This window comes from Gordonia sp. CPCC 205515 (assembly GCF_048537925.1).
Taxonomy (GTDB): domain Bacteria; phylum Actinomycetota; class Actinomycetes; order Mycobacteriales; family Mycobacteriaceae; genus Gordonia.
Genome location: NZ_JBCLVJ010000016.1, coordinates 113,223 through 135,420 on the forward strand (window position 1 = coordinate 113,223; position 22,198 = coordinate 135,420).

At 67.3% G+C, this 22,198-nt stretch carries 19 protein-coding genes; 8 read left to right on the forward strand and 11 right to left on the reverse strand.

Annotated features, from left to right (window positions below):
- Nucleotides 1-70 precede the first annotated feature (70 nt).
- The 3 genes from AAFP30_RS22735 to AAFP30_RS22745 all read left to right on the forward strand — a co-directional run bounded on the left by AAFP30_RS22735 (nucleotide 71) and on the right by AAFP30_RS22745 (nucleotide 2,444).
- Nucleotides 71-991, forward strand: coding sequence for a DUF2993 domain-containing protein (locus tag AAFP30_RS22735; RefSeq protein WP_419232294.1), 921 nt, complete (start codon nucleotides 71-73; stop codon nucleotides 989-991).
- A 305-nt stretch (nucleotides 992-1,296) separates the two neighbouring features.
- On the forward strand, nucleotides 1,297-2,136 hold the full coding sequence (locus AAFP30_RS22740; RefSeq protein WP_419232296.1) for a sulfurtransferase: 840 nt from the start codon (nucleotides 1,297-1,299) through the stop codon (nucleotides 2,134-2,136).
- Nucleotides 2,137-2,138: 2 nt separating this feature from the next.
- Entirely contained in the window at nucleotides 2,139-2,444 is a 306-nt protein-coding gene (locus AAFP30_RS22745) for a DUF1416 domain-containing protein (RefSeq protein WP_419232297.1), read from the forward strand.
- 68 nt (nucleotides 2,445-2,512) lie between these two features.
- On the opposite strand, the gene AAFP30_RS22750 is transcribed toward AAFP30_RS22745, so the two are convergent.
- Both AAFP30_RS22750 and AAFP30_RS22755 read right to left on the reverse strand, forming a co-directional pair.
- Nucleotides 2,513-4,231, reverse strand: a complete 1,719-nt coding sequence (locus AAFP30_RS22750; RefSeq protein ID WP_419232298.1) for a flavin-containing monooxygenase — start codon at nucleotides 4,229-4,231, stop codon at nucleotides 2,513-2,515.
- Between the two features lie 152 nt (nucleotides 4,232-4,383).
- Nucleotides 4,384-4,830 carry an SRPBCC family protein gene (locus AAFP30_RS22755; protein WP_419232300.1) on the reverse strand — a complete coding sequence of 149 codons (447 nt, stop codon included), beginning with the start codon at nucleotides 4,828-4,830 and terminating at the stop codon, nucleotides 4,384-4,386.
- 160 nt (nucleotides 4,831-4,990) lie between these two features.
- Between AAFP30_RS22755 and AAFP30_RS22760 the strand changes: the two genes are divergently transcribed.
- Nucleotides 4,991-5,653 (forward strand): FABP family protein, encoded by a 663-nt coding sequence (locus tag AAFP30_RS22760; RefSeq protein WP_419232301.1) that lies wholly within the window; start codon nucleotides 4,991-4,993, stop codon nucleotides 5,651-5,653.
- 15 nt (nucleotides 5,654-5,668) lie between these two features.
- Here AAFP30_RS22760 and AAFP30_RS22765 read toward each other — a convergent pair whose 3' ends face one another.
- From AAFP30_RS22765 to AAFP30_RS22790, 6 genes are all read right to left on the reverse strand, one after another.
- Complete coding sequence (locus tag AAFP30_RS22765) at nucleotides 5,669-6,979, reverse strand: hypothetical protein (protein WP_419232302.1); 1,311 nt, start codon at nucleotides 6,977-6,979, stop codon at nucleotides 5,669-5,671.
- A gap of 467 nt (nucleotides 6,980-7,446) precedes the next feature.
- Nucleotides 7,447-9,192 (reverse strand): thiol reductant ABC exporter subunit CydC, encoded by a 1,746-nt coding sequence (gene cydC / locus AAFP30_RS22770; protein WP_419232303.1) that lies wholly within the window; start codon nucleotides 9,190-9,192, stop codon nucleotides 7,447-7,449.
- Entirely contained in the window at nucleotides 9,189-10,958 is a 1,770-nt protein-coding gene (gene cydD / locus AAFP30_RS22775; RefSeq protein WP_419232304.1) for a thiol reductant ABC exporter subunit CydD, read from the reverse strand. The genes cydC and cydD overlap by 4 nt, the downstream gene beginning before the upstream one ends.
- On the reverse strand, nucleotides 10,955-12,037 hold the full coding sequence (gene cydB / locus AAFP30_RS22780; protein WP_419232305.1) for a cytochrome d ubiquinol oxidase subunit II: 1,083 nt from the start codon (nucleotides 12,035-12,037) through the stop codon (nucleotides 10,955-10,957). Before cydB ends, cydD begins: the two co-directional genes overlap by 4 nt.
- Before the next feature lie 11 nt (nucleotides 12,038-12,048).
- Nucleotides 12,049-13,611, reverse strand: coding sequence for a cytochrome ubiquinol oxidase subunit I (locus tag AAFP30_RS22785; RefSeq protein WP_419232306.1), 1,563 nt, complete (start codon nucleotides 13,609-13,611; stop codon nucleotides 12,049-12,051).
- Nucleotides 13,612-13,869: 258 nt separating this feature from the next.
- Nucleotides 13,870-14,736 (reverse strand): aminodeoxychorismate lyase, encoded by an 867-nt coding sequence (locus AAFP30_RS22790; RefSeq protein ID WP_419232439.1) that lies wholly within the window; start codon nucleotides 14,734-14,736, stop codon nucleotides 13,870-13,872.
- Between the two features lie 115 nt (nucleotides 14,737-14,851).
- Here AAFP30_RS22790 and AAFP30_RS22795 point away from each other — a divergent pair, with 115 nt between their 5' ends.
- The 3 genes from AAFP30_RS22795 to AAFP30_RS22805 all read left to right on the forward strand — a co-directional run bounded on the left by AAFP30_RS22795 (nucleotide 14,852) and on the right by AAFP30_RS22805 (nucleotide 17,020).
- On the forward strand, nucleotides 14,852-16,033 hold the full coding sequence (locus AAFP30_RS22795; protein ID WP_419232307.1) for a YgfZ/GcvT domain-containing protein: 1,182 nt from the start codon (nucleotides 14,852-14,854) through the stop codon (nucleotides 16,031-16,033).
- Nucleotides 16,030-16,686 (forward strand): MOSC domain-containing protein, encoded by a 657-nt coding sequence (locus AAFP30_RS22800; RefSeq protein ID WP_419232308.1) that lies wholly within the window; start codon nucleotides 16,030-16,032, stop codon nucleotides 16,684-16,686. Before AAFP30_RS22795 ends, AAFP30_RS22800 begins: the two co-directional genes overlap by 4 nt.
- Before the next feature lie 154 nt (nucleotides 16,687-16,840).
- Complete coding sequence (locus AAFP30_RS22805; protein ID WP_419232309.1) at nucleotides 16,841-17,020, forward strand: DUF3073 domain-containing protein; 180 nt, start codon at nucleotides 16,841-16,843, stop codon at nucleotides 17,018-17,020.
- Between the two features lie 204 nt (nucleotides 17,021-17,224).
- Here AAFP30_RS22805 and purM read toward each other — a convergent pair whose 3' ends face one another.
- The 3 genes from purM to AAFP30_RS22820 all read right to left on the reverse strand — a co-directional run bounded on the left by purM (nucleotide 17,225) and on the right by AAFP30_RS22820 (nucleotide 20,617).
- Nucleotides 17,225-18,337 carry a phosphoribosylformylglycinamidine cyclo-ligase gene (gene purM, locus AAFP30_RS22810; RefSeq protein ID WP_419232310.1) on the reverse strand — a complete coding sequence of 371 codons (1,113 nt, stop codon included), beginning with the start codon at nucleotides 18,335-18,337 and terminating at the stop codon, nucleotides 17,225-17,227.
- A gap of 113 nt (nucleotides 18,338-18,450) precedes the next feature.
- A complete protein-coding gene (gene purF / locus AAFP30_RS22815) occupies nucleotides 18,451-20,031 on the reverse strand; it encodes an amidophosphoribosyltransferase (RefSeq protein ID WP_419232311.1) in 1,581 nt (526 codons plus the stop codon).
- Nucleotides 20,032-20,221: 190 nt separating this feature from the next.
- Nucleotides 20,222-20,617 (reverse strand): sterol carrier family protein, encoded by a 396-nt coding sequence (locus AAFP30_RS22820; RefSeq protein ID WP_419232312.1) that lies wholly within the window; start codon nucleotides 20,615-20,617, stop codon nucleotides 20,222-20,224.
- 16 nt (nucleotides 20,618-20,633) lie between these two features.
- Between AAFP30_RS22820 and AAFP30_RS22825 the strand changes: the two genes are divergently transcribed.
- Nucleotides 20,634-22,142, forward strand: a complete 1,509-nt coding sequence (locus AAFP30_RS22825; RefSeq protein ID WP_419232313.1) for a glutamate--cysteine ligase — start codon at nucleotides 20,634-20,636, stop codon at nucleotides 22,140-22,142.
- Nucleotides 22,143-22,198 lie beyond the last annotated feature (56 nt).

Genomic DNA, 22,198 nt, shown 5'->3' on the forward strand with positions numbered 1-22,198 from the left:
TCGCACCGACGGGTCCGATTGTTTACACCGGCTTACCGTCATGTGCGCGATAGGTGACAGAATAGCGCCAATGTCGCGTTCTGCTGTTAACAAGGCGGTCGGATCGGACCGTCGGCGCGGCACATCGGTTCCCGGACCCCCACATCACCGGGCCCGGCGGATCGCCGGCATCGGGCTCCTGACCGTTGTTCTCATCGCGGTGATCGCCCTGCTCACCGACACCTTCGTGGCGATGCGCTCCGAGGGTTCGTTCTCCCGGTCGCTGCTGGCCTCACCTCGCGTGATCTACGACCCCGAAGTAACTCTCGGCGGTTTCCCCTTCCTCCGCCACGCCGCGGCCGGCGAGTTCACCGGCGCGGTCATCACCGCCCGCGGTGTCCCGGTGACCTGCCCGCCCCCCGGCGGCTGCCATGCGGAGTTGGGCGCGACGCTCGGCGAGCTGTCGGTACCCGACGGCTTCGATATCGGCCCGAGTGATCTCGTACACACCTCGTCGATCGACGCCTACACCCGCCTCGATTCGGTCAATCTGGGCCGGTTCCTGGGCATCATCGACCTGAGCGTCAACACCCCGGCGCCGGAGAACAGGGCCGGCGCCGGCGGTCCCGGCGACGGCCTGCTGCGCCGCACGACCGGAGTCCTGCTCACCGGCACGGTACCGCTGCCCCCGGTCGACACCGAGACCCGTTTTCCGCCCTCGGCGTCGGAGTATCCGGGATCGACGGTGAAGGTCAGCGTCGTCGTCGACGTGTCGGTGACCGACGGACGGTTACATCTGCGGGCCACCGACTTCTATCGCGGTCCGGAGGAACATGTGGACGCCGACGTCCCCGACGATCTGCGCGACTACGTCCTCGGCAAGTTCACCGCTACCCTCCCCCGCCTGCCGATGCCGTGGGACATCGCGCCCCAGGCAGCGCACAGCGAGGGCAGCGACGTGCTGCTCGAGGGCACCCGCGATCGCGCCGACGTGCGGCCGGAGGACTTCTGAACCGACGGCGGGGCCGGGTTTGGGCGCCCGGCGGCGGCTCTTGTACCCTCGTCACCATGCAACAGCGCCGTGAGTTCTTGCTCACTCGCCGTCGTGCGATCGACTTCTGTCGGATCGCCAACTGTTGCTGTCGCTGATCTGACGGCGGCCCGCGCATCGATGCGCACCTGATGACCTCTCCCGTCGATACCTCGCACCTGCGTGAATCGGTATCGACGACATCTCCCGGTCGACATCTATTCGCTCACGTCGTCACCATGCAAACCCGAGAAGTCACATCAAGAAATCATCCGGAAGGAACCACCATGGCACGTTCTGACGTCCTGGTCAGCGCCGATTGGGCTGAGCAGAACCTGAACACCGACGGCATCGTCTTTGTCGAGGTCGACGAGGACACCACCGCGTACGACGGCGGCCACATCGAGGGCGCCGTCAAGCTCGACTGGAAGACCGACCTGCAGGACGCTGTCCGCCGCGACTTCGTCAACGCCGAGCAGTTCTCCAAGCTCCTGTCCGAGCGTGGCATCGCCAACGACGACACCGTCGTCCTCTACGGCGGCAACAACAACTGGTTCGCGGCCTACGCCTACTGGTACTTCAAGCTGTACGGCCACAACGACGTCAAGCTCCTCGACGGCGGCCGCAAGAAGTGGGAACTCGACGGACGCCCGCTGTCGGCCGACGCCGTGAGCCGCCCGGCCACCACCTACAAGGCCGCCGAGCCGGACCTGACCATCCGCGCGTTCCGCGACGAGGTCGTCGAGGCGATCGACGTCAAGAACCTGGTCGACGTCCGCAGCCCCGATGAGTTCACCGGCAAGATTCTCGCGCCGGCTCACCTCCCGCAGGAGCAGAGCCAGCGTCCGGGCCACATCCCGGGTGCGATCAACGTGCCGTGGAGCAAGGCCGCCAACGAGGACGGCACCTTCAAGTCCGATGAGGATCTCGCCACGCTGTACGCCGAGGCCGGCCTCGACGGACAGAAGGAGACCATCGCCTACTGCCGCATCGGTGAGCGGTCGAGCCACACCTGGTTCGTGCTCAAGGAGCTGCTCGGCCACCAGAACGTGAAGAACTACGACGGCAGCTGGACCGAGTACGGTTCACTGGTCGGCGTGCCGGTCGAGCTGGGAGAAGGTAAGTAATCATGTGTGGTGCCCCCAAGCAGGGTCAGAAGTTGCCCGCGGGCGTCGACGTCGAGAAGGAGACGGTGCTGACCGGCACCGTCAACGACGAGTCGGGCACCCCGGTGGCCGGCGCCTTCGTGCGGCTGCTCGACTCGACCGGTGAGTTCACCGCCGAGGTCGTGGCCAGCCCCACCGGCGATTTCCGTTTCTTCGCCGCCCCCGGCACGTGGACGCTGCGCGCGCTCTCGTCGGTCGGCAACGGCGAGGTGACCATCGCACCGGAGGGTCCCGGCGTGCACGACCACGACGTCGTCGTCAAGAAGTAAACCGAGCAAATTGTGCAGGCCCCCAGGGAGTTTCCCTGGGGGCCTTCGCTATTGGGTCGAAATCAACGTCAGATCAGATGCTTTGGGTGCACCGACGACGGCATCAGTTGCAGCGCAGCCAATTTACCCGCCATCTGCAGCCGGTTCTCCACGGTCTCCGAGTAGAGGTCATCGAGTGCGGCACGACCGAGATTATGCGGCCCGACAATCCGGTAGCACGACTGGTTGAAGCTGCCGAACCACATCTGGATGAAGAGCTTCGGGTTGAGCACCATCTTGCGCATCGGCACGAGACAGCCGATCTCCTTGGCCAATGCGTCGAGATAGACGACCTGCGACGGAATCGCCTCGGTGTGCCGTGGACTCAGCGCCGTCCAGTACTCCTCCCATTCTTTGTCGCGGCCGATCTTCTCGTCGATGGCCGCCGGGACCGACATCTTGCCGCTGCACAGTCGGGCGAAGTACCGGGCCTGCATCTCCGCACAGATCGGGATGCCGCCGGAGAACGGACGGACGAAGCCGATGAAGGCGGCGGTGCCGTCGTGCTCGGGATGCAAGAAGTGCTTGTAGAGGTTGCGGACGTTGCCGTCCTTGATCTGTAGGTCCCCGATCGAGATCGTGTCATTGGAGAACCCCGTGCAGAGCACGATGGTGTCGTACTCCCCCAGCACCGAATCACGGAACCACACGTGGTTGCCCTCGGACCGCTCAATTCCCGCATCGTTCAGACCGACCCGCCCGGAGACGATGTGCGGGATGAAGCTGACGTTCTTGCAGAAGATGCCCCGCTGTGCCCAGCTACCCTCCGGATGCGATCGACGATTCCACGTCCGGATCATGTCCCAGTTCGCCTCGTTGTCGAGGGTGCCGGCGACATCGAGTTTCGGCGGATCCATCGGCTCACCGAAGGGGTTCAGGTCGGACTCGACGCGGTTGCGGCCGCCGGGATCCTTGCCCTGCAGCACCCGGACAACGCCCAGACCCGTGGTGATGAATCCGTAGATCACCGACATGGTGAGGAACAGCGCCTTGGCCACCGGGTTGCGACCCCAGAACGTGTCCAGCACGAACGGCTGATCGGTTGCGCGACGCAGCATCTCGTGGGCGTGGGCACGAACGGTGCCGTTGTCGGTGGTGCGGTTGCGGCTGAAGACGCGGGCCAATAGGAAGGTGTAGGAACGGATCGACAACGTCGCCTCGGCGGCGACGTCACCGATCTCGCGCACGATGTCGGCGCCGGATTCGGCCATGCCGACGATCAGCACCCGCTTGCCGCGGAAGCGTTCGTTGTTGCGGTACTCGGAGGAGTGGACGATCTCACCGGCGAAGCCCTCGAGTCCGGGGATCTCCGTGTTCGGGGTCTTGAAGGGCCCGGAACAGATCGCGACCGCACCGAACTCCTCGGTGGTCTCCACTCCGTCGCGGCGCATCGACACCCGCCACGACGACCCGCGACGTTCGACGTTGGTCACCTCGCTGCCGAATCGGATGTGCCCGACCAGACCGAAGCGCTCGGCGTACTCCTTGAGGTAGCCGAAGTACTGTGCACGCGTGTAGAACTGGCGGCCACCGGCGAACGGGAAGTCGGAGTACGCCATCAGCTTCATGGAGATGGTCAGGTAGAGGTTGTCGTACGCCTTCATCTGGTCGCCGTCGCCATCCTCGCGCAGCCAGATGCCACCGAGATCGTCGTTCTTGTCGAAGCAGACGACCTCATGCCCCTCGTCGCGCAGCTGCTTGATGGTCGTCAGACCACAAGGGCCGGCGCCGACGACACAGACCTTCATGAGTACCTCCGGGAGTCGATGTGCGGCATCGCCAGCCGCCCAAACATTAGGGAAGGCTAACATCACTTAATCGACTCCGCGGAACCGCTTCACCCCTTGTGAGCTGCGACTTTCAGCAAACTCACAGAAAGCGCCCGGTATGTCCGAATCGCTTACGCGCTCTCCGCAATCGCCGCCAACCGATCCACCGATGCCCGCAGTTTGTCCTCGGTGGTGTCCCGCGCCCGTGGCAGTCGATTCGGGTCGTGCAGGTTCGTCCAGTCGTAGGTGTGCGTGACGACGGTCGCGTCGCCATCGGGTTCGAGTTCCCACCGCCACAGGTGCCCGACGGGCTCTCTGCCCGCTTCGGCGGGGCACCACGCGATACGACGCGCCTCGTCGAACTCGACCACATGGTTCTCCCGCAGCGCCCCGGTGGTCAGCGTCATCCCGAACACGTCGCCCACCGCACGGATGCGCCGCGCGTCGGGTGCGACGTCGAGGTTGGCGTTCCCGTCCCACTCCGGTTGTCGCGCCGGATCCGCGATCAACTCGAAGATCACTGTCGCCGGCGCCTCGATCCGCCGGGACGCCGACACCACCCGCTGTTCGTCCGTCATGTGACCTATCCAACCATCGTCGGACCACCCCGCAGATCGTCGCACGCAGGCGGTAAACTGCCCGCGTGGTCCTTTTCTTCGAGATCCTGCTGGTCCTGGCGTCGCTACTGATCGTCTGGTTCGCCGTCTACGTGCTCTACCGTCTGATCAACGACGAGTCGTGAGCCCTTCGGACGCCGGCGACGGCGTACCCGAGGACACACCGGCCCACCGGCCCGGTGACGAGGCGATCAACCAGGCGGCCGAGCGCGCCAAGGTGACTGCCGATCGAAACCTGCCCGAGTGGGGCGAGCTGCCGCTCCCGCACGACACCGCCAACCTGCGCCACGGCGCCGACCTGCACTCCGGCCTGCTCGCACTGCTCCCCATGGTGGGTGTCTGGCAGGGCGAGGGCGAGGCCAACGATCCCGAGACCGGCGAGGACTACCACTTCGCCCAGCAGATCATCGTCAGCCACGACGGCCAGAACTTCCTCAACTGGCAGGCCCGCTCATGGGTCATCGACGAGGACGCGAACTTCGTGCGCCCCGACCTCCGCGAGTCCGGCTACTGGCGGATCGGCGACGACGACACCATCGAGTTGCTTCTCGCCCACGCCGAGGGCTCCATCGAACTCTTCTACGGCCGCCCGCTGACCCAGACGTCGTGGGAATTGGCCACCGATGTGGTGATCAAGGCCGACTCCGGCAAACGCACCGGCGGCGCCAAGCGTCTCTACGGTCTCGTCGAGGACGGTGACCTCGCCTACGTCGAAGAGCGCGTCGACGCCGACGGGGACCTCATCCCGCGACTGTCCGCGAAGCTGCGCCGTTACGCGGGCTGAACCGACTGCGGAGCATCATCGGTTGCGGCGCAACCACTTTCGACGATCAGACCATGCCAGGTACAGATTCTTGCGGGGAATCGCGCTGTAGACGACCGTACCCAGCATCACCACCACCGACCCGTAGTTGGTGGCTGTGCCCGCCCGTGCCGGAGTTCCCGGGAGCAGCATCCCCGACGACGTGATCCCCGCACCCCGACCCGGTTGTCCGTCGACCCGTCGTCCCACCAGTGAGTACACCTGGCCGGTGTCGGCGGAGGCGCACACCGGCAGGGTGACCCGACTGTAGGGGGCGATCTCCTCCACCTGATGCTCGGCGCCGCGCTGATAGACCACCGCGATCGGTTCGTAACCGCTGTTGCGGATCGTCATCGTGTCCGCACCCGTGCGGTACTGGTAGGTGACACCGGCCAGTTCTGGATCCAGGTGGACCTGCTGGGCGTATCCGCAATCCCAGTCGACGCTCCACGGGGTCAGGTAGCGATTGTCCAGATAGTCGCGCCGACTCGGGACCGGTAGCGCACTCGGCATCACCTCGCCGCCCGCGCACCACAGCACACCGAGCAGGGTCGGGTCGCCGTCGGTCCGCGGCAGCTGCAGGTAGTGCACGGCGTCGCCGGCGGGCACCGGGATCGATTCGCCGGGTTCGGCGATCAGGAAGTCGGCCGGACCGGCCGCGGTCACCGTGGCCATCGCGATCGGCGAGTCCCCATGGTTGTGGATCACCGTCTCCCCCGCGACGTGCGAATAGTGCACTCCGTGGGTCAGCGGGTCAACAAACCGGAACTCCGGCGCGATACGCGAACCGAAGTCGTGATCACCGGGCGTCCAGTACACCCCGTCGGAGTCGATGTCGTCCCAGTCGAGGTCCCCGACGTCGGGGCCGTCGAGCAGGAACTGCGGCAGGTCGCCGTCGAGGATCTGTCCCACCAGCACCGGGCGGCCGTCGCGGCGCTCGGATTGCAGGATGTGCGACTGCGCGGTCGGCAGCATGACCGAGGTCGCGGTCGGGAGGTAGGTGAACACCGAGCCGTCGGTGCCGGTCATCCGCGGTGTCGACAACACGGCGAGGTCGGCGGCACCGCGATTGTGCAGGACCAGGCGTTTTGTCGGCCCGTCGATCGAGTAGGTCAGTCCGGACACGTGCCCGGCAATCCAGGTGGCGGCGCCGTCGTTGGTCCAGTCGTGGTCGTCCGGACTGAGGAAGCGGGCCAGGATCTGCGCGTCGAGGGGTTCGGCGGCGCTGTCGATCGTCGGTCCGGTCCAGCGCGGGACGACGGGGGTCAGCATCGAGTCGTGCGCGGTGGCGGCGTGTGCGTGTGTCATGTCGGTCTCCCTGGCGAGTCGATCGGACATCTGGGGTTCGCGCGGGGAACCATCGCGGATGGGTCCCGATCGTGTGTCTCCCCTACAACGAGTTCACGTCATGCGTCTCACGCGAACACGAGTAGTCGACTACTTGACCTACGGATCGCGGTTGCGGTGACGGGTGTTACAGCGCCGCCGACCGACCCCGGGGTGTCCCGGACATGGGACGGCCCCCGCACCACCCGTTGAACGGGCCTGTGCCGATCGGACAGGATCGGGGTGCGGGGGCCTGGTGACCATCTGGTATTCGCCGGCACGGACGGGTGCGATCGCTTCGCGATGCACTCCCGCGGCAGTGAATGCCACACGGTCCGCGCTTAGCGGATGGTCACCTCACGTGTCCAATAGTCATACAACTTCGAACCACCTCCTTCCTCGTGTACAGCCGAAGATACGCCTGCGCCACGGAGGCGGCAACGGGTTTTTCATCCAACTCCGACGGGCTCGAACTCGATCCGCAGCACGTCTGCGGAGAGCATCGAATCCTCTTGTGCGACTGGGTGATGCGTGACCACGACGACGGTCCTGGCCGGCCCGAACAGTCCACCGCCGGGATCGAGGAGCCGCCGCAGCAGACCCTGCGCGTCGGCGTCGTCGAGGTGCTCGGTCGGTTCGTCGAGCAGCACCACCGGGGCCGGATGCAGCAGCGCCCTGGCCAGCAGCAGCCGACGACGCTGGCCGCCGCTCATCGACTCGGCCCCGCCGTCGAGTTCGGTGTCGAGCCCGTCGGGCAGCCCGGCAACCCACTCGCCGAGCCCCACCGCGTCGAGTGCGGCCGATAGTTGCGCGCGGGTCGCATCGCCGCGCGCCACGAGGAGATTCTCGGCCAGCGACGTAGCGAAGACGTGGCCCTCCTCCGCGAAGTAGCAGACCGCGGCCCGCGCGTCGACGACGGCACCGTCATCGGTGCTCCGGCAGGTAGTGGAACCCGAGTGCGGTGTGAGTAGTCCGGCGAGCGTCAAGAGCAGCGTCGACTTGCCGGCCCCGCTCGGGCCCGCGACCACCATCCGCGAGCCGGGCCGCAGGGTCGCGGTGACTCCCTCGACGGGACCGAGGTCGGGGCCGGTCGGCCATCCGCAGCGCAGCGCGTCGATCTCGATGGCGACCGGGTCGGTACGGATCGCACGGTCCAGCGGCCCGTCGGTGAGCTCGGGGACCGCGGGTCCGGCGCCGTCGATGAGCGCCATCAGTCGGGCCGCGGCCTGCCGGCTCTGTTCGAGCTGGATCCCCGCCTCGGTGAGCGGGCCGGTGGATTCGAACGACGAGAGGGGCAGCAGGATCAGCACGCCGAACAGCATCGGGGTGACGCCGTGACCGGACGCCACGTCGGCGAGTGAACCGGGCAGCCCGGACGCGAGGTGGATGCCGATGAGGCAGGCGGCGAGCAGCGAGACGCCCATCGACAGTGGCGTGGCCGCGGCGGCTGCCGCCTGCCACCGCATTCCGCGGTCGGCGGCGGCCCGGGATTCCTCGTCCGCGGCAATCTGCGCCGCGAGTACCCGGTCGCGGCGCCGCGCGACGGTCAGTTCGGGGGCGTGCCACAGCGCGGTGAGGGTGGCATCGGCGGCGCGGTGGGCCGCGGCCGAACCGTCGGCGATCGATCGTGCCGAGCCTCTCGCCGCCAGCCACGGTGCGATCGCACCGCTGACGATGAGCGCGATCGCCAATACGACTGCCGCCCAGACCGACACGAAGGCCATGATCACGACGGCCGCCACGCTGGTGACCGCACCGACCGCGATCGGGATCACGCCCCGGATCAGCGCGTTGCCGATCTCGTCGATGTCGTCGCCGGTGCGGGCCAGGATGTCGCCCCGGCGCAGCATCACCGAGTAGGCGGGGGCGCCGTCGGCCAGCGCGCGGTAGACGCGTTCGCGGGCGGTGGCCATCGCGCCGAGGGCGAGGTCGTGGGTGGCGAGCCGTTCGAGGTAGCGGAACACCCCGCGGGAGATGCCGAGCGCTCGGACCGCGGTGATCGCCACTGACAGGAACAGCACCGGCGGCATCTGCCAGGCGCGGGTGATCAGCCACGCCGAGAGTGCGGCCAAGCCGAGCGCCGACAGTGCTCCCCCGACGCCGAGCAGTATCGAGCGGAGCACCGGCCGCCCACGCAACCCGAGGAAGGCAAAGGCCCGGCGCAATGGATTGGGTGAGGCTGCGGGCGTGGTCATCGTCGGTCTCCCGCCATGTCGATGACCCGGTCGGCGAACGACCGCACCAGCGGCTGATGGGCGACCACGACGACAGTGTCACCGCCGGCGGCACGAGCGGTCAGTGCCCGCAGCACCGCGGTGGCCGACGCGACATCGAGGTGGGCGGTGGGCTCATCAAGAAGCAGCAGCGGGGCCGGCCCGGCCAGCACCCGGGTCAGCGCCAGTCGTTGTCGCTGTCCTGCGGACAGGCCCATCCCGCCCGCGCCCAGCACCGTCTCCCCGCCGTCCGGCAGTGTGGCGAGTACGGCATCGAATCCCGTTGCCGCAGCGGCATCATCCCGCGCTTGCGGGTCCAGAGGTCCGAACAAGGCGAGGTTCTCGTCGACGGTGCCGGGCACCACGACGGGCTGCTGCGGTAGCCAGCAGATCTGCTCGTGGAAGGCGTCGCGGTCGAGTTCGGCAACCGGGATGGCTCCGATGAGCACCGACCCTTCGTCGGGGTGGATGAGGCCCATGATCGTCATCAGGGTCGTCGATTTACCCGCCCCGTTGGGACCGGTGAGCACGGTCAACGACGACGGTTCGATGACCGCGTCGAGGCCATGCGGCGCCCAGCCGTCGCGGCCGTGGACGCCCACGTCCAGCAGCCGGATCGGTGCTCCGGCAACTGCACACGTCCGCGTGCCCGCGCCACCCCGATCCCTGAGGCGCGAGGCGCTAGCCGAGCCACGAAGGGCCGCCTCCTCCCCCTCGATCAGATCGATCACCTCATCGGCAGCCGCCACCCCGTCGGCGGAGTTGTGGAACTGCGCGCCGACCTGCCGCAGCGGCAGATACGCCTCGGGCGCCAGGATCAGCGCGAGTACACCGGCGTACAAGCTCATCTCGCCGTAGACCAGGCGCAGGCCGATCCCGACCGCGACCACCGCAACACACAGAGTGGCCAGCAGTTCGAGGACCGCGCCGGACAGGAACGCGACCCGCAGCGCGCTCATCGTGCTGCGTCGATGGGCCTTGCCGAGTTCGGCCACGCGCGCGGCGGGACCGCGAGATCTGTTGAGCGCCCGCAGGGTCGGCAGGCCGGCGATCAGGTCGAGCAGTTGTGCGTTGAGCCGGGCGGTCGTCGCCAGTTTGCGTTCGGTGCGGTCGCGGGTCATCAGCCCGATGAGCACCATGAACAACGGGATCAGCGGCAGCGTGATCAGGATGACCAGCGCCGACGGCCAGTCGGTGAGCCCGATGACCAGGATGACGATGGGCGTGACGGTCATCGAGACGATCAGCGTCGGCAGGTATCCCGACAGATACGGGGCGAGGTCGTCGAGGCCGCGCAGCAACACGGTGATGGCACGATCGCGGCGCGCCAACAACTCTCGCGGGGAGGTCCGCTCCGGATCGGTGAGCACGTCGACCGCCTGCGCACGCAATTCGATGATCACCCGCGCGCTCGCCCGGTGCGCGGACCGATCGCGCAGGTAACTCGCGACGACCCGCACCGCGAGCGCCGCGGCGAGCACCCACACATGGGTCTGCTGGGTTCCGAGGGTCCGCCGGGACGGATCGACGATCAGCTCGGACAGGATCGACGCGGCCATCGCCGCGGTCACGATGATGGCCGCCGCGGTGACGACAGCGAACATGGCCGAGACGACGACGTGCCGTCGTGCGGCGCTCGAATACCGCAGCAACCGCGGATCGACCGGCCCCCGTCGTCGCGGCGACGTTTCGACCGCCGCGTCGCCGCGCTGCGCGGTCGAGGCGGACGCGGCGGGTGCTCGACTCATTCAGGCACGCGCAGCGACGGCAGTCCGGTCGGTGCCGGGATCTGCTCCAGCGAGATCCGCTTGCTGAACACCCAGTAGCTCCACGCCTGATACGCGATGACCAGCGGCGCCACGATCAACGCGACCCACGTCATGACGGTCAGCGTGTAGTGGCTCGACGACGTGTTCGCGATGGTGAGGTTGTAGGCCTCGTTCGTGGTGGACGGCAACACATTCGGATAGAGCACCCCGAACAGGGTGATCACCGTGCCGGCGATGGCGATCGAGGTGGCGAAGAACGCGATGAACTCTCGCTGCGCCTGGGTGGCCACCACCATCACGACCGCGGCCACCGCGGCGATCAGCACCGGAATCCACGTCCAGCCCTTACCGTAGGCGAACTGGGTCCACAGCAGGAACACCGCGGCCACCACCGCTGTCGGAATCGCCAGGCGCGACGCGTATTTGATCGCGTCTTCGCGCATCACGCCACTGGTCTTGAGCGCCAGGAAGACCGCACCGTGGGTCAGGAACACCAGGAGCGTTGTCAAGCCGCCAAGCAGCCCGTACGGGTTGAGCAGATTGAAGAAACCGCCGGTGTACTGCGCATCGGCGTCGATCGGCAGCCCCCGGATCACGTTGGCGAACGCGACTCCCCACAGCAGCGCGGGAATCCAGGAGCCGAGCCCGATGCCGACGTCGCACCACATGCGCCACTTGGGGTCGTTGATCTTGCCGCGCCACTCGATGGCGACGACGCGGGTGATCAGCCCGACCAGGATGAGGAACAGCGGGAGGTAGAAGGCGGTGAACATCGTTGCGTACCAGCCGCCGAAGGCCGCGAACATCGATCCGCCTGCGGTGAGCACCCAGACCTCGTTGCCGTCCCACACCGGGCCGATGGTGTTGAGCACCACGCGGCGTCGGGCGTCCCCGGAGCCGGCGTCGGCCGGTGTCTGCTTGCCCTCGACGGCGACGTCGGAGTGGCTCGCGCCGAGGAACGGCATCAGCATGCCGACACCGAAGTCGAAGCCCTCCAGCACGAAGTAGCAGACGAAAAGCACCGCGATCAGAATGAACCAGAATTCAGGGAGTCCCATGTGTCTGCCTCTCAGTACGCGAACGACAGTCGTTGCGGCTCATCGGAATCGGTGTCCGATGGCTCGTCCGGCGGGATGGCGTCGTAGGTGGCCGGACCTTCGATGATGTATCGACGCTGCAGCATGAACCAGACGACACCCAACGCGCCGTAGAGCAGCGTGAAGCCGATCAGTGTCACCCACACCGTCGGGGCGGTGTGATTGGAGACGCCGTCCTGCACCAGCATGTGGATGCGCAGCGGATCGAGGTTGTTCTCCCAGTTGGGCGCCACCACCCACGGCTGTCGGCCCATCTCGGTGAAGATCCAGCCGGATGCGTTGGCCAGGAACGGGGTCGCCAGCATCCACAGACACACTGTGGCGAACCGTCTGGATTCGACCACCCGCTTTCGCCGGGTCAGCCACAGCCCGCCCAGCGCGACGACCACCGACCCGAGTGCCCAGGTGATCATGGCGCGGAATCCCCAGTAGGTGACGAACAGGTTCGGGGCGAAGTTCTGCCCCGGCATGTTCAGCGCTTCTTCATATTGCGCCTGAAGCTGATTGACGCCCTGCACCGTCGAATCGAAGTTGCGGGTGGCCAGGAATGACAACATGCCCGGGATCTCGATGACGTCGTGGACGGCGTCGCAGTTGTTCTGCCGACCGATGCTCAGCACCGAGAACGGCGCACTTTCGGTGGTGTTGCACAACGATTCCGCCGACGCCATCTTCATCGGCTGCTGTTTGAACATGATTTCGGCCTGGATGTCGCCGGTGATGAACAACGCCAACCCGGACACGATGGTGACCCACAACGCGAATCGCGTCACCGGACGCCACAGTGTCCGCGCATCGTGCTCGAGATCCTCGGGTGTCGCGTCGATATGGCTCGGCGCGGTCGCCTTCGGCATCTCGGAGTTGTCACCGGTGTCGATGGCCACCGCAAGTTTCTTGGCGCGCCACATGTTCCGCGCCATCCACCAGATACCGATCACTGCGACAAAGGTTCCGGCCGTGAGGAACGCACCGGCGATCACGTGCGGGAACGCCGCGAGAGTGGTGCTGTTGGTGAGCACCGCACCGAAGTCGGTCATCCGCGGTCGATCTCGTGCCTCATCCCAGGTCACGCCGACCGGATGCTGCATCCACGAGTTCGCCGCGATGATGAAATAGGCCGACGCGTTCACGCCGATCGCCACCAACCAGATACAGAGCAAATGGATCTTTCGCGGCAGCCGGCCCCACCCGAAGATCCACAGTCCGATGAACGTCGACTCCATGAAGAAGGCGACGAGGGCCTCGAACGCCAGTGGCGCGCCGAAGACGTCGGCGACGAATCGGCTGTACTCACTCCAGTTCATGCCGAACTGGAATTCTTGGACGATGCCGGTCGCCACCCCCAACGCGAAGTTGATGAGGAACAACTTGCCGAAGAACTTGGTGGCCCGCAGCCACTGCTCGTTCCCGGTCACGTGCCACACGGTCTGCATCACCGCGATCATCGGCGCCAGACCGATGGTCAGCGGAACCAGGATGAAGTGATAGACGGTGGTGATCCCGAATTGCCATCGGGAGACATCAAGAGCGTCCATGTCGCCTCTATCAGAGTCGGTGTATCGGGCTGGGATACACGGCCGTGCCGGTCGGTGAAGACCTGCTCAGGTGTCGAACCAACTACTACTGACGGTAGTAGCAATGCCCGGCCCACGCTACGCCGCGCAGGTCGGGCGGTCCAGCGGACTTAGGTCCTGCTCGCCGAGATGGAGTTGTGGGCTTGATCTCGTCCACCACCGTCCATGCGCGACATCACGACTCGCGGCCGCGCCGGACGGGTGCGAACGCCCTCATTCTCAATCAATCGAAATCGCGCGGTCCACCAAATCCCGAAATTCGTCGCCATTCGGTGATGTCGGAATCACATAATCGTTGAGCGCGGTGACCCGCGCAGCCAGGGTGACGCTGCTGACCAGCCAGACCGAATCGGCCGCGATCAGATCAGCGCGACGCAGCACCTCGGTGCGCGTGGTCCAGCCCTCGTCCTCGGCCAGCGCGAAGATCGCTCGTTGAGTGGTCCCGGGCAGGATGCCGACCTCGGTCGGCGGCGTCACCAGGGTCTTACCCCGCACCGCGATCACCGTCGACCGCGGCCCTTCGAGGACCGCGCCCTCGCTGCTGACGTAGATGACGTCGTCGTGGCCCTGGTCGGCGGCGTACCGCATCGCGGCCATATTGGTGGCGTAGCTCAGCGTCTTCGCCCCGATGAGCTGCCACGGCGCACGCCCCGCGAGGTCCATCGAATAGCCGCGGTCCAGGGTGATCACCGAGACGCCGTGCTCGCGCGCGTGCCGGACACGCTCGCCGACCGGGCCGACCATCACATACGACGTCGGACCGGCGTCGGGCGCGCTTTCGCGTCCTCGCGAGCACACCAGGCGCAACCATCCCTCGGCGTTGCCCGCCGTCGCCGACCATTCCTTCTCGGCCACGACGATCGCCTGCTGCCAGGCGTCGCGGTCCATGCCGGGCAACGCCATCATCTCCAGGCTGCGGGTCATCCGGTCGAGATGGGCCGCGACCCGACGGGTCCGTCCGTCCCGTACCAGCAGCGTCTCGAATACTCCGTCGCCACGGATGGCGGCCAGATCGTCGGCATACAGAAAGGGTGCGTTCGCGTCGTGCACCGTGCCGTCGAGAGTCACCAGGATCTGCTGCGTCACCATGGCGACGACCCTAGGGCATACCCCTCCGCCCGACGTGCCGATGCCCCCGCTCCCTGAGGCGCGAGGCGCTAGCCGAGCCTCGAAGGGCCTACCCGCCCCGTAGAATCGTCGTGTGACCGCGTCACCCATCCTGACCAGGTATTCCGCCCAGGGAGCTGTCCCCGGACCGTCGTCGGCCGACGATTCGCAGACCTCCGTTGCATGGCATTACGGCGATCCGCTCGGCGAACAGCGCACCGCCTCGCGCGGCGCGATCATCGTCGATCGCTCCGATCGGGCGGTGATCGAGCTGCCCGGCGACGAACGGCTGAGCTGGCTGCACACCATCTCCAGCCAGCACGTCGCCGACCTCGCCGACCGGTCCAGCGCGGAGAATCTCTCCCTCGACTCCAACGGCCGCGTCGAAGAACACTTCATCCTCACCGACGTCGACGGCGTGACCTGGGTCGACACCGAGGCCGATCGCGGCGCACCGCTGCTGAACTTCCTCACCAAGATGGTGTTCTGGGCCAAGGTGTCCCCCGGCGCACGCCCGGACATGAAGGTGCTGACCCTCGTCGGCCCCGACGTGCTGCACGGCCCCATCGCCGAGCTGCTCGAACTGCCGGAGCACCCCGCCATCTACGCCGCCGGCGACCTGCCCGAGCGCCACCACGAAGAGGAGCCTCTCGGCTTCTGGCGGATGATGCCGCCGATCGGTGAAGGCGCCGCGCTACCCGTGGTGGACTTGGTGATCCCCGAGGAATCCGTTGCGGCGTGGTGGACCCAGCTCACCGACGCCGGCGCCCGCATGGCCGGCACCTGGGCCTACGACGCCCAGCGCGTCGCCGCGCTACGGCCCCGACTGGGTGTCGACACCGACGACCGCACCATCCCGCACGAGGTGAACTGGATCGGCACACCCGCCGAGCTGGGCGCGGTCCACCTGGAGAAGGGCTGTTATCGCGGCCAGGAGACGGTCGCCCGCGTCCACAATCTGGGTAAGGCGCCGCGCCGCCTCGTGCTCTTGCATCTCGACGGCAGCACCGACGAGCGACCCGCGCCCGGCGACCCGGTCACCGCTGGTGGCCGCACGGTCGGACGGGTCGGCACGGTCGTCGACCACTTCGAACTCGGCCCCATCGCGCTGGCCCTGGTCAAGCGGTCCGTCGGCGCCGACGTCGCACTCGTCGTCGACGGCGAACATCCGGTGTCCGCGCAGATCGACCCCGACTCCATCCCCACCGACGACCGCGTGCAGGCCGGGCGGGCGGCCGTCGAGCGACTGCGGCAGGGACCGGGAGCCGGGGCGTGAGCGACTCCACCGGCCTCCCGACCGGCACCGTATTGGCGGTCTGCGTCGCCACCGACGACGTCGTCCTCGACCGGGTCGGCGCCAGCGCCATCGATAAACGCCCGCAGACCGACCGGGTCCGAGTCGGCGAACTCGGCCCGACCAACGACCACGTCTGCGACACCAAACACCACGGCGGTGCCGATCAGGCCGTCTACGCCTACAGCGAACCCGAAGCACAGCGGTGGGCGCGCGATCTCGAACGTGATCTTCCCTACGGCTGGTTCGGCGAGAATCTGCGCATCGACGGCATGCCGATCACCGACGCGATCGTCGGTGAACAGTGGGCGATCGGCGACGACGGCCTCGTCGTCGAAACGACGATCCCCCGCGTGCCGTGCCGGACGTTCGCGGCGTGGGCCGACGAGCCGCAGTGGGTCAAACGCTTCATGGATCGCGCTGATACCGGCTCCTACCTGCGGGTAGTCCATGTCGGTACGGTCGGGATCGGTGATGTGGTCCGGGTCGTGCACCGTCCCACGCATGGCGTCCGGGTGCGTGATCTCCTGGCCGGGACGGCCGCCGACGCCGACGCGTTGACCGCGCTGCTGGCCGCTGACGAGCTCGCGCCGAAGGTGCGACGAGAGGCCGAACGCAAACTCGCCCGCGTCTGAATCGTCCGATCTCCGCCCGGCGCGCCGTACGACAACGGCAGGGCAATCCGCATTATCTGCGCGGGCGCGCTAGACTGGTGCCACGATTATTGACTAACCAGAAACGGGGCCGCCAAGCGTTTGGCCGCCCCGTCATTGTGCGAGGGGGTCCCCCATGGGCCGCGGCCGGGCAAAAGCAAAGCAGACGAAAGTTGCTCGTCAGCTGAAGTACTCCACACCCAACACCGATTTCGACAGCCTGCAGCGTGAGCTGTCCGGTGGGTCGGACGACTCGGCGGACCGCCGGGATCCGGTGGATGAGTGGGTCGAAGAGGACGAGTGGCGTCGCGCTTGACGCTGCTTCGTCAGTAACAACACTTCACACCCTCGCGGCCTGACTGCCGGTCCCCGACCGGCGGTACCAGGCTGATCGATTCGTGAAACCAGGTTGAGCCGAAACCGCCCGACGGGTGGTCACGTGCGGACTCAGTCCGCCCCAGACCGCCCCGTCGCGCGGTTCTTGGTGTCTGTCGATCGATGGATTCGAACGGGTCCCGCGTCAGAAACGCGGGTGATCGCCGGTCAGCGCAACGCGCGGAAGGTCGGCGTTCTTGGGTTCTGCGGACCGCTTGATCGCACCGAGCACCCAGTTGTCGACGTGGCGTGCGGTGAGCACGGCCTGGGCGCGTTCGGTGTCCTCCGGCGCCACGACGGCCACCATGCCGACACCCATGTTGAAGGTGCGTTCCATCTCCTCGCGGGCCACCCGGCCACGCTGTGCGATCATCGCGAATACCGGTGCGGGCGTCCAGGTCTCGCGTTCGAGTTCGGCGACGAGACCAGCCGGGATGACGCGGGCCAGGTTCTCCGCGAGTCCGCCACCAGTGATGTGGGCGAAGGTCCGTACGTCGGTCTCGGCAGCGAGCGCCAGGCAGTCCCGCGCGTAGATCCGGGTCGGTTCGAGCAGCTCTTCGCCGAGCGTGCGGCCGAACTCCTCCACATGGCCGGTGAGGTCCATGTGACCCCATTCCAGCAGCACCTTGCGCGCCAGCGAGTACCCGTTGGAGTGCAGGCCCGAGGAGCCCATGGCGATCACCACGTCGCCGGGGCGGACACGTTCGGGCGAGAGCAGCTGATCGGACTCCACCACGCCCACCGCGGTTGCGGACAGGTCGTAGTGGTTGTCGCCCATCAGGCCGGGGTGCTCGGCGGTCTCGCCGCCGAGCAGCGCGCATCCGGCGTCGACGCAGCCGTCGGCGATCCCTGCGACGATCTGCGCGATGGTCTCCGGCACGACCTTGCCGACGGCGATGTAGTCCTGCAGAAAGAGTGGTTCGGCGCCGCAGACGACGAGGTCGTCGACGCACATGGCGACCAGGTCGCGCCCGACGGTGTCGTGCTTGTCGAGTTCCTGCGCGATGGCGAGCTTGGTGCCCACACCGTCGCTGGCGGCCGCGAGGACCGGTTCCTTGTAATTGCCCTTGAGCGCGAACAGTCCGGAGAATCCGCCGATGCCGCCGAGGACCTCAGGGCGAGACGCACGTTTGGCATGGGGCGCAAGCAGTTCCACCGCGCGTTCACCTGCGTCGATGTCGACGCCCGCCGCGGCATAGGACGCACCCGCGGCGAGTTCGTCGGTTCTGTTGTCGGCAGCCGGATCCCGATCGGTCATCTAGCTGAGCACCCCTTGTCGAAGTCAATTCCCAATCGCCGCATCGGCGACGATCTCACGCTACCCGACGACACTTCGACCGTACCCACAGGTGTGTGGCGGTCAGGACCCACTCAGGGGCGCATGACGGCGCTGACGTTGTCATTCGCCACGCTCAGCGGATCGACGTGCCCGTCGCCGGCCGCATTGGCCAGCATCTTCTCCAGGACCGCCTTGCCCATCGAGGTCTCCTCGGGCAGCGCGATCGGATAGTCACCGTCGAAGCACGCCGCACACAGGTTGTCCGCCGACTGATCGGTGGCCGCGATCATCTCCTCGATGCTGATGTAGCCGAGCGAGTCGGCGCCGATGGCCTGCCGCACGCCCTCCACCATGTGCTCCTCGGAGTCCATGCCGTTGGCGATCAGTTCGGCGGGCGAGGCGAAGTCGATGCCGTAGAAGCATGGCCAGCGCACCGGGCTCGATGCGATCCGCACGTGGATCTCGGCGGCCCCGGCCTCGCGTAGCATCCGGATCAGCGCGCGTTGCGTGTTGCCGCGGACGATCGAATCATCCACGACGACAAGCCGTTTGCCGCGAATGACCTCTTTGAGCGGATTCAGCTTGAGGCGGATGCCGAGCTGCCGGATGGTCTGCGACGGTTGGATGAAGGTGCGCCCGACGTAGGCGTTCTTCATCAGGCCCTGGCCGTACGGGATGCCCGATTCCTGGGCGAAGCCGACCGCCGCCGGGGTGCCCGACTCCGGCACCGGGATGACGAGATCACCGATCGCCGGGTGCTCGCGGGCGAGGCGGCGACCGATCTCGACGCGGGTGGAATGCACCGACCGGCCGTGGATGACACTGTCCGGGCGGGCGAGATAGACGTACTCGAAGACGCAGCCGCGCGGGGTGGGCTCGGCGAAGCGGGTGCTGCGCACGCCGTCGGCGTCGATGGCCAGCAGTTCACCGGGCTCGATGTCGCGGACGAAGGAGGCGCCGACGATGTCGAGGGCGGCGGTCTCCGACGCGACGACCCAACCCCGGTCGAGACGACCCAGCGACAGCGGCCGCACCCCGTGCGGATCACGCGCGGCATAGAGCGTGTGCTCGTCCATGAAGGTCAGGCAGAAAGCGCCCTGCAGGGTGGGCAGCAGGTCCATCGCGGCCTGCTCGATGGTGCTGTCGGCTGCCCCGTGGGCCAGGAGCGCGCCGACGATGTCGGAGTCGGAGGTCGCCGCGGTGCTCAGCACCCCGACCTCGCGGGCCCGGCTCGCCAGGTCGGCGGTGTTGACGAGGTTGCCGTTGTGGCCGAGCGCGACGCCCGTGCCGGCGTCGGTGGTGCGGAAGATCGGCTGGGAGTTCTCCCACGTCGTCGACCCGGTGGTGGAGTAACGGCAGTGGCCGATGGCGACGTGCCCGGACATCGCGCCCAGGGTCTGCTCGTCGAACACCTGGCTGACCAGTCCGAGATCTTTGAACACCAGTACCTGCGAGCCGTCACCGACGGCGATGCCTGCGGCTTCCTGCCCACGGTGTTGCAGTGCATAGAGGCCGTAATAGGAGAGCTTGGCGACATCTTCGCCGGGTGCCCACACACCGAAAACGCCACACTCCTCGCGGGGTTCGTTCTCCGGTTCGTCGATGGGTTGCGCGTTACCGCAACCGGGCGACGGGCTGAGTAGGTTCCGGCTGGTGATCGACAGGTCGGTCATGCGAGCACTCCCTGGGGCTGGGGTCAAAACACGTCAACTCGACGATGGGCTGGGGAGGCCTTCAGCTTACCGGCCGGTACGGGTTGATCGCGAATCACTGCAGCGGCGCGGCGGCGGCGAATATTCCCGATCACCCCCGCCACTGCAACGGTCGAGACGCAGGTCACACCACCAATCGGGCGCACCGAACTCAGATCCGGATCAGCGGCAAAACGGGCACGATTTCCGACGCCCGATGCCCCGACGCACTCACGCGGCCGTCGGCCACCGCATCGTCGAAGTCGTCGAGGCCGGTCGCGAGCCGCAACCACGACCGCGCATCGGTCTCCACCACGTTGGGTGGGGTGCCGCGGGTGTGTCGCGGTCCCGGCACGCACTGCACCGCCACGAATGGCGGCACCCGGACCTCCACCGAGTTACCCGGCGCGATGTCTTCGAGGGTGCGGGCGGTCAGTCGGACGGCGGCAGCGACTGCGGGCCGCTGCGGCCGGGGTGACGCGTCGTCGCGTATCCAGTCGGCCACCGCGAGCACCGCGGCACGAGCTTGCGCCGGATCGATCGGTTTGCGGGCTGGCACGCCGACCATCATGCACCATTGACCCATGGGAACCGACGTCTCCAAACGCGAGTTCACCGGCGACGACCGGGTGCGGTTCCGTAGACAGGTCAGCCGCGGCACCGAGGCGATCGCCCGCATGCTGGCCGACGGCCTGTTCACCGACCACGGCGTCCCGCCGGAGCCGCTGCTCGGCATGGAGGTCGAGCTCAATCTCGTCGACGAGGACATGAACCCGGCGATGGCCAACGCCGCGGTCCTCGACGCCATCGCCGACCCCGACTATCAGACCGAACTCGGGCAGTTCAACATCGAGATCAACGTCTCCCCGCGCCCCTTCGTCAGCGACGACACCATCTCTCTCGAACAGCGCCTGCGCACGTCGCTCAACCGCGCCGAGCAACGCGCGGCGCAGGTCTCGAGTCACCTCGTCATGGTCGGCATGCTCCCCACGCTGCGTTCGGAACACTTTGCCCACCAATGGATTTCCGCGAACCCGCGCTACGACCTGTTGAACGAACAGATCTTCGCCGCGCGTGGCGAGGATATCGAGATCGACATCAGCGGCATCCCCCTCGGCGACGGATACCACACCGAACGGCTGCACACCTCGATCGACTCGATCCTGCCCGAGGCTGCGTGCACCTCACTCCAACTCCACCTGCGGGTGGCGCCGGAAGACTTTGCCGCACACTGGAATGCGGCGCAGTCGATCGCCGGGATCCAGGTGGCGCTGGCCGGCAACTCACCGTTCCTCGCCGGTACCGCGCTGTGGCACGAGAGCCGCATCCCGGTGTTCGAGCAGGCCACCGACACCCGGCCGCTGGAGCTCAAGAACCAGGGTGTTCGGCCGCGAGTGTGGTTCGGGGAGCGCTGGATCAACACCATCTTCGACCTCTTCGAGGAGAACACGCGCTATTTCCCGGCGCTGCTGCCGGTCTCTACCGACGTCGACCCCCTCGACGAACTCGACGCCGGACGCATCCCCACCCTCGACGAACTACGCCTGCACAACGGCACCGTCTACCGCTGGAATCGCCCGGTCTACGACATCCTCGACGGCCACGCCCACCTCCGCGTGGAAAACCGGGTGCTGCCAGCCGGCCCGACCGTCGTCGACACCATGGCGAACGCCGCCTTCTACTACGGCGTGGTGCGCGGCCTCGTCGAAGCCGACCGTCCGCTGTGGTCGCAGATGTCGTTCAACGCGGCCGCGGAGAACCTGCAGTCCGGTGCCCGCGCGGGCCTCGAGGCGCAGTTGTACTGGCCCAACGTCGGCTGGGTCCGCCCCGACGAACTCACCCTCCGCCGACTCCTCCCCCTGGCCGACGACGGCCTGCGCTCCTTCGGGCTGTCCGACAAGGCGCGCGCACGCTACCTGTCGGTCATCGAGGGCCGCTGCATCAACCACCAGACCGGCTCCGCCTGGCAACGCAAGGCGGTGCTCGAGCGTGAGCAGGCCGGCGAGAACCGCGAGGACGCCCTACGCGGCATGCTCCGCGACTACGTCACCCTCATGCACGAAGGCGAACCCGTCCACGTCTGGGGCACCTGACCCGTCCCCGATCCCTGAGGAGCCCGCGAGGAACGAGCGAGCGTCACGAAGGGCCC

Bases quoted from the DNA above. Each gene is read 5' to 3' on its own strand.
- purM (WP_419232310.1), bottom strand. From the start codon at position 18,337: ATGACCGATCGGGATCCGGCTGCCGACAACAGAACCGACGAACTCGCC.
- AAFP30_RS22785 (WP_419232306.1), bottom strand. From the start codon at position 13,611: ATGGACGCTCTTGATGTCTCCCGATGGCAATTCGGGATCACCACCGTC.
- cydD (WP_419232304.1), bottom strand. From the start codon at position 10,958: ATGAGTCGAGCACCCGCCGCGTCCGCCTCGACCGCGCAGCGCGGCGAC.
- AAFP30_RS22805 (WP_419232309.1), top strand. From the start codon at position 16,841: ATGGGCCGCGGCCGGGCAAAAGCAAAGCAGACGAAAGTTGCTCGTCAG.
- AAFP30_RS22820 (WP_419232312.1), bottom strand. From the start codon at position 20,617: ATGGTCGGCGTGCCAGCCCGCAAACCGATCGATCCGGCGCAAGCTCGT.
- AAFP30_RS22745 (WP_419232297.1), top strand. From the start codon at position 2,139: ATGTGTGGTGCCCCCAAGCAGGGTCAGAAGTTGCCCGCGGGCGTCGAC.
- AAFP30_RS22755 (WP_419232300.1), bottom strand. From the start codon at position 4,830: ATGACGGACGAACAGCGGGTGGTGTCGGCGTCCCGGCGGATCGAGGCG.
- cydB (WP_419232305.1), bottom strand. From the start codon at position 12,037: ATGGGACTCCCTGAATTCTGGTTCATTCTGATCGCGGTGCTTTTCGTC.
- AAFP30_RS22825 (WP_419232313.1), top strand. From the start codon at position 20,634: ATGGGAACCGACGTCTCCAAACGCGAGTTCACCGGCGACGACCGGGTG.
- AAFP30_RS22750 (WP_419232298.1), bottom strand. From the start codon at position 4,231: ATGAAGGTCTGTGTCGTCGGCGCCGGCCCTTGTGGTCTGACGACCATC.
- purF (WP_419232311.1), bottom strand. From the start codon at position 20,031: ATGACCGACCTGTCGATCACCAGCCGGAACCTACTCAGCCCGTCGCCC.
- AAFP30_RS22735 (WP_419232294.1), top strand. From the start codon at position 71: ATGTCGCGTTCTGCTGTTAACAAGGCGGTCGGATCGGACCGTCGGCGC.
- AAFP30_RS22740 (WP_419232296.1), top strand. From the start codon at position 1,297: ATGGCACGTTCTGACGTCCTGGTCAGCGCCGATTGGGCTGAGCAGAAC.
- AAFP30_RS22765 (WP_419232302.1), bottom strand. From the start codon at position 6,979: ATGACACACGCACACGCCGCCACCGCGCACGACTCGATGCTGACCCCC.
- cydC (WP_419232303.1), bottom strand. From the start codon at position 9,192: ATGACCACGCCCGCAGCCTCACCCAATCCATTGCGCCGGGCCTTTGCC.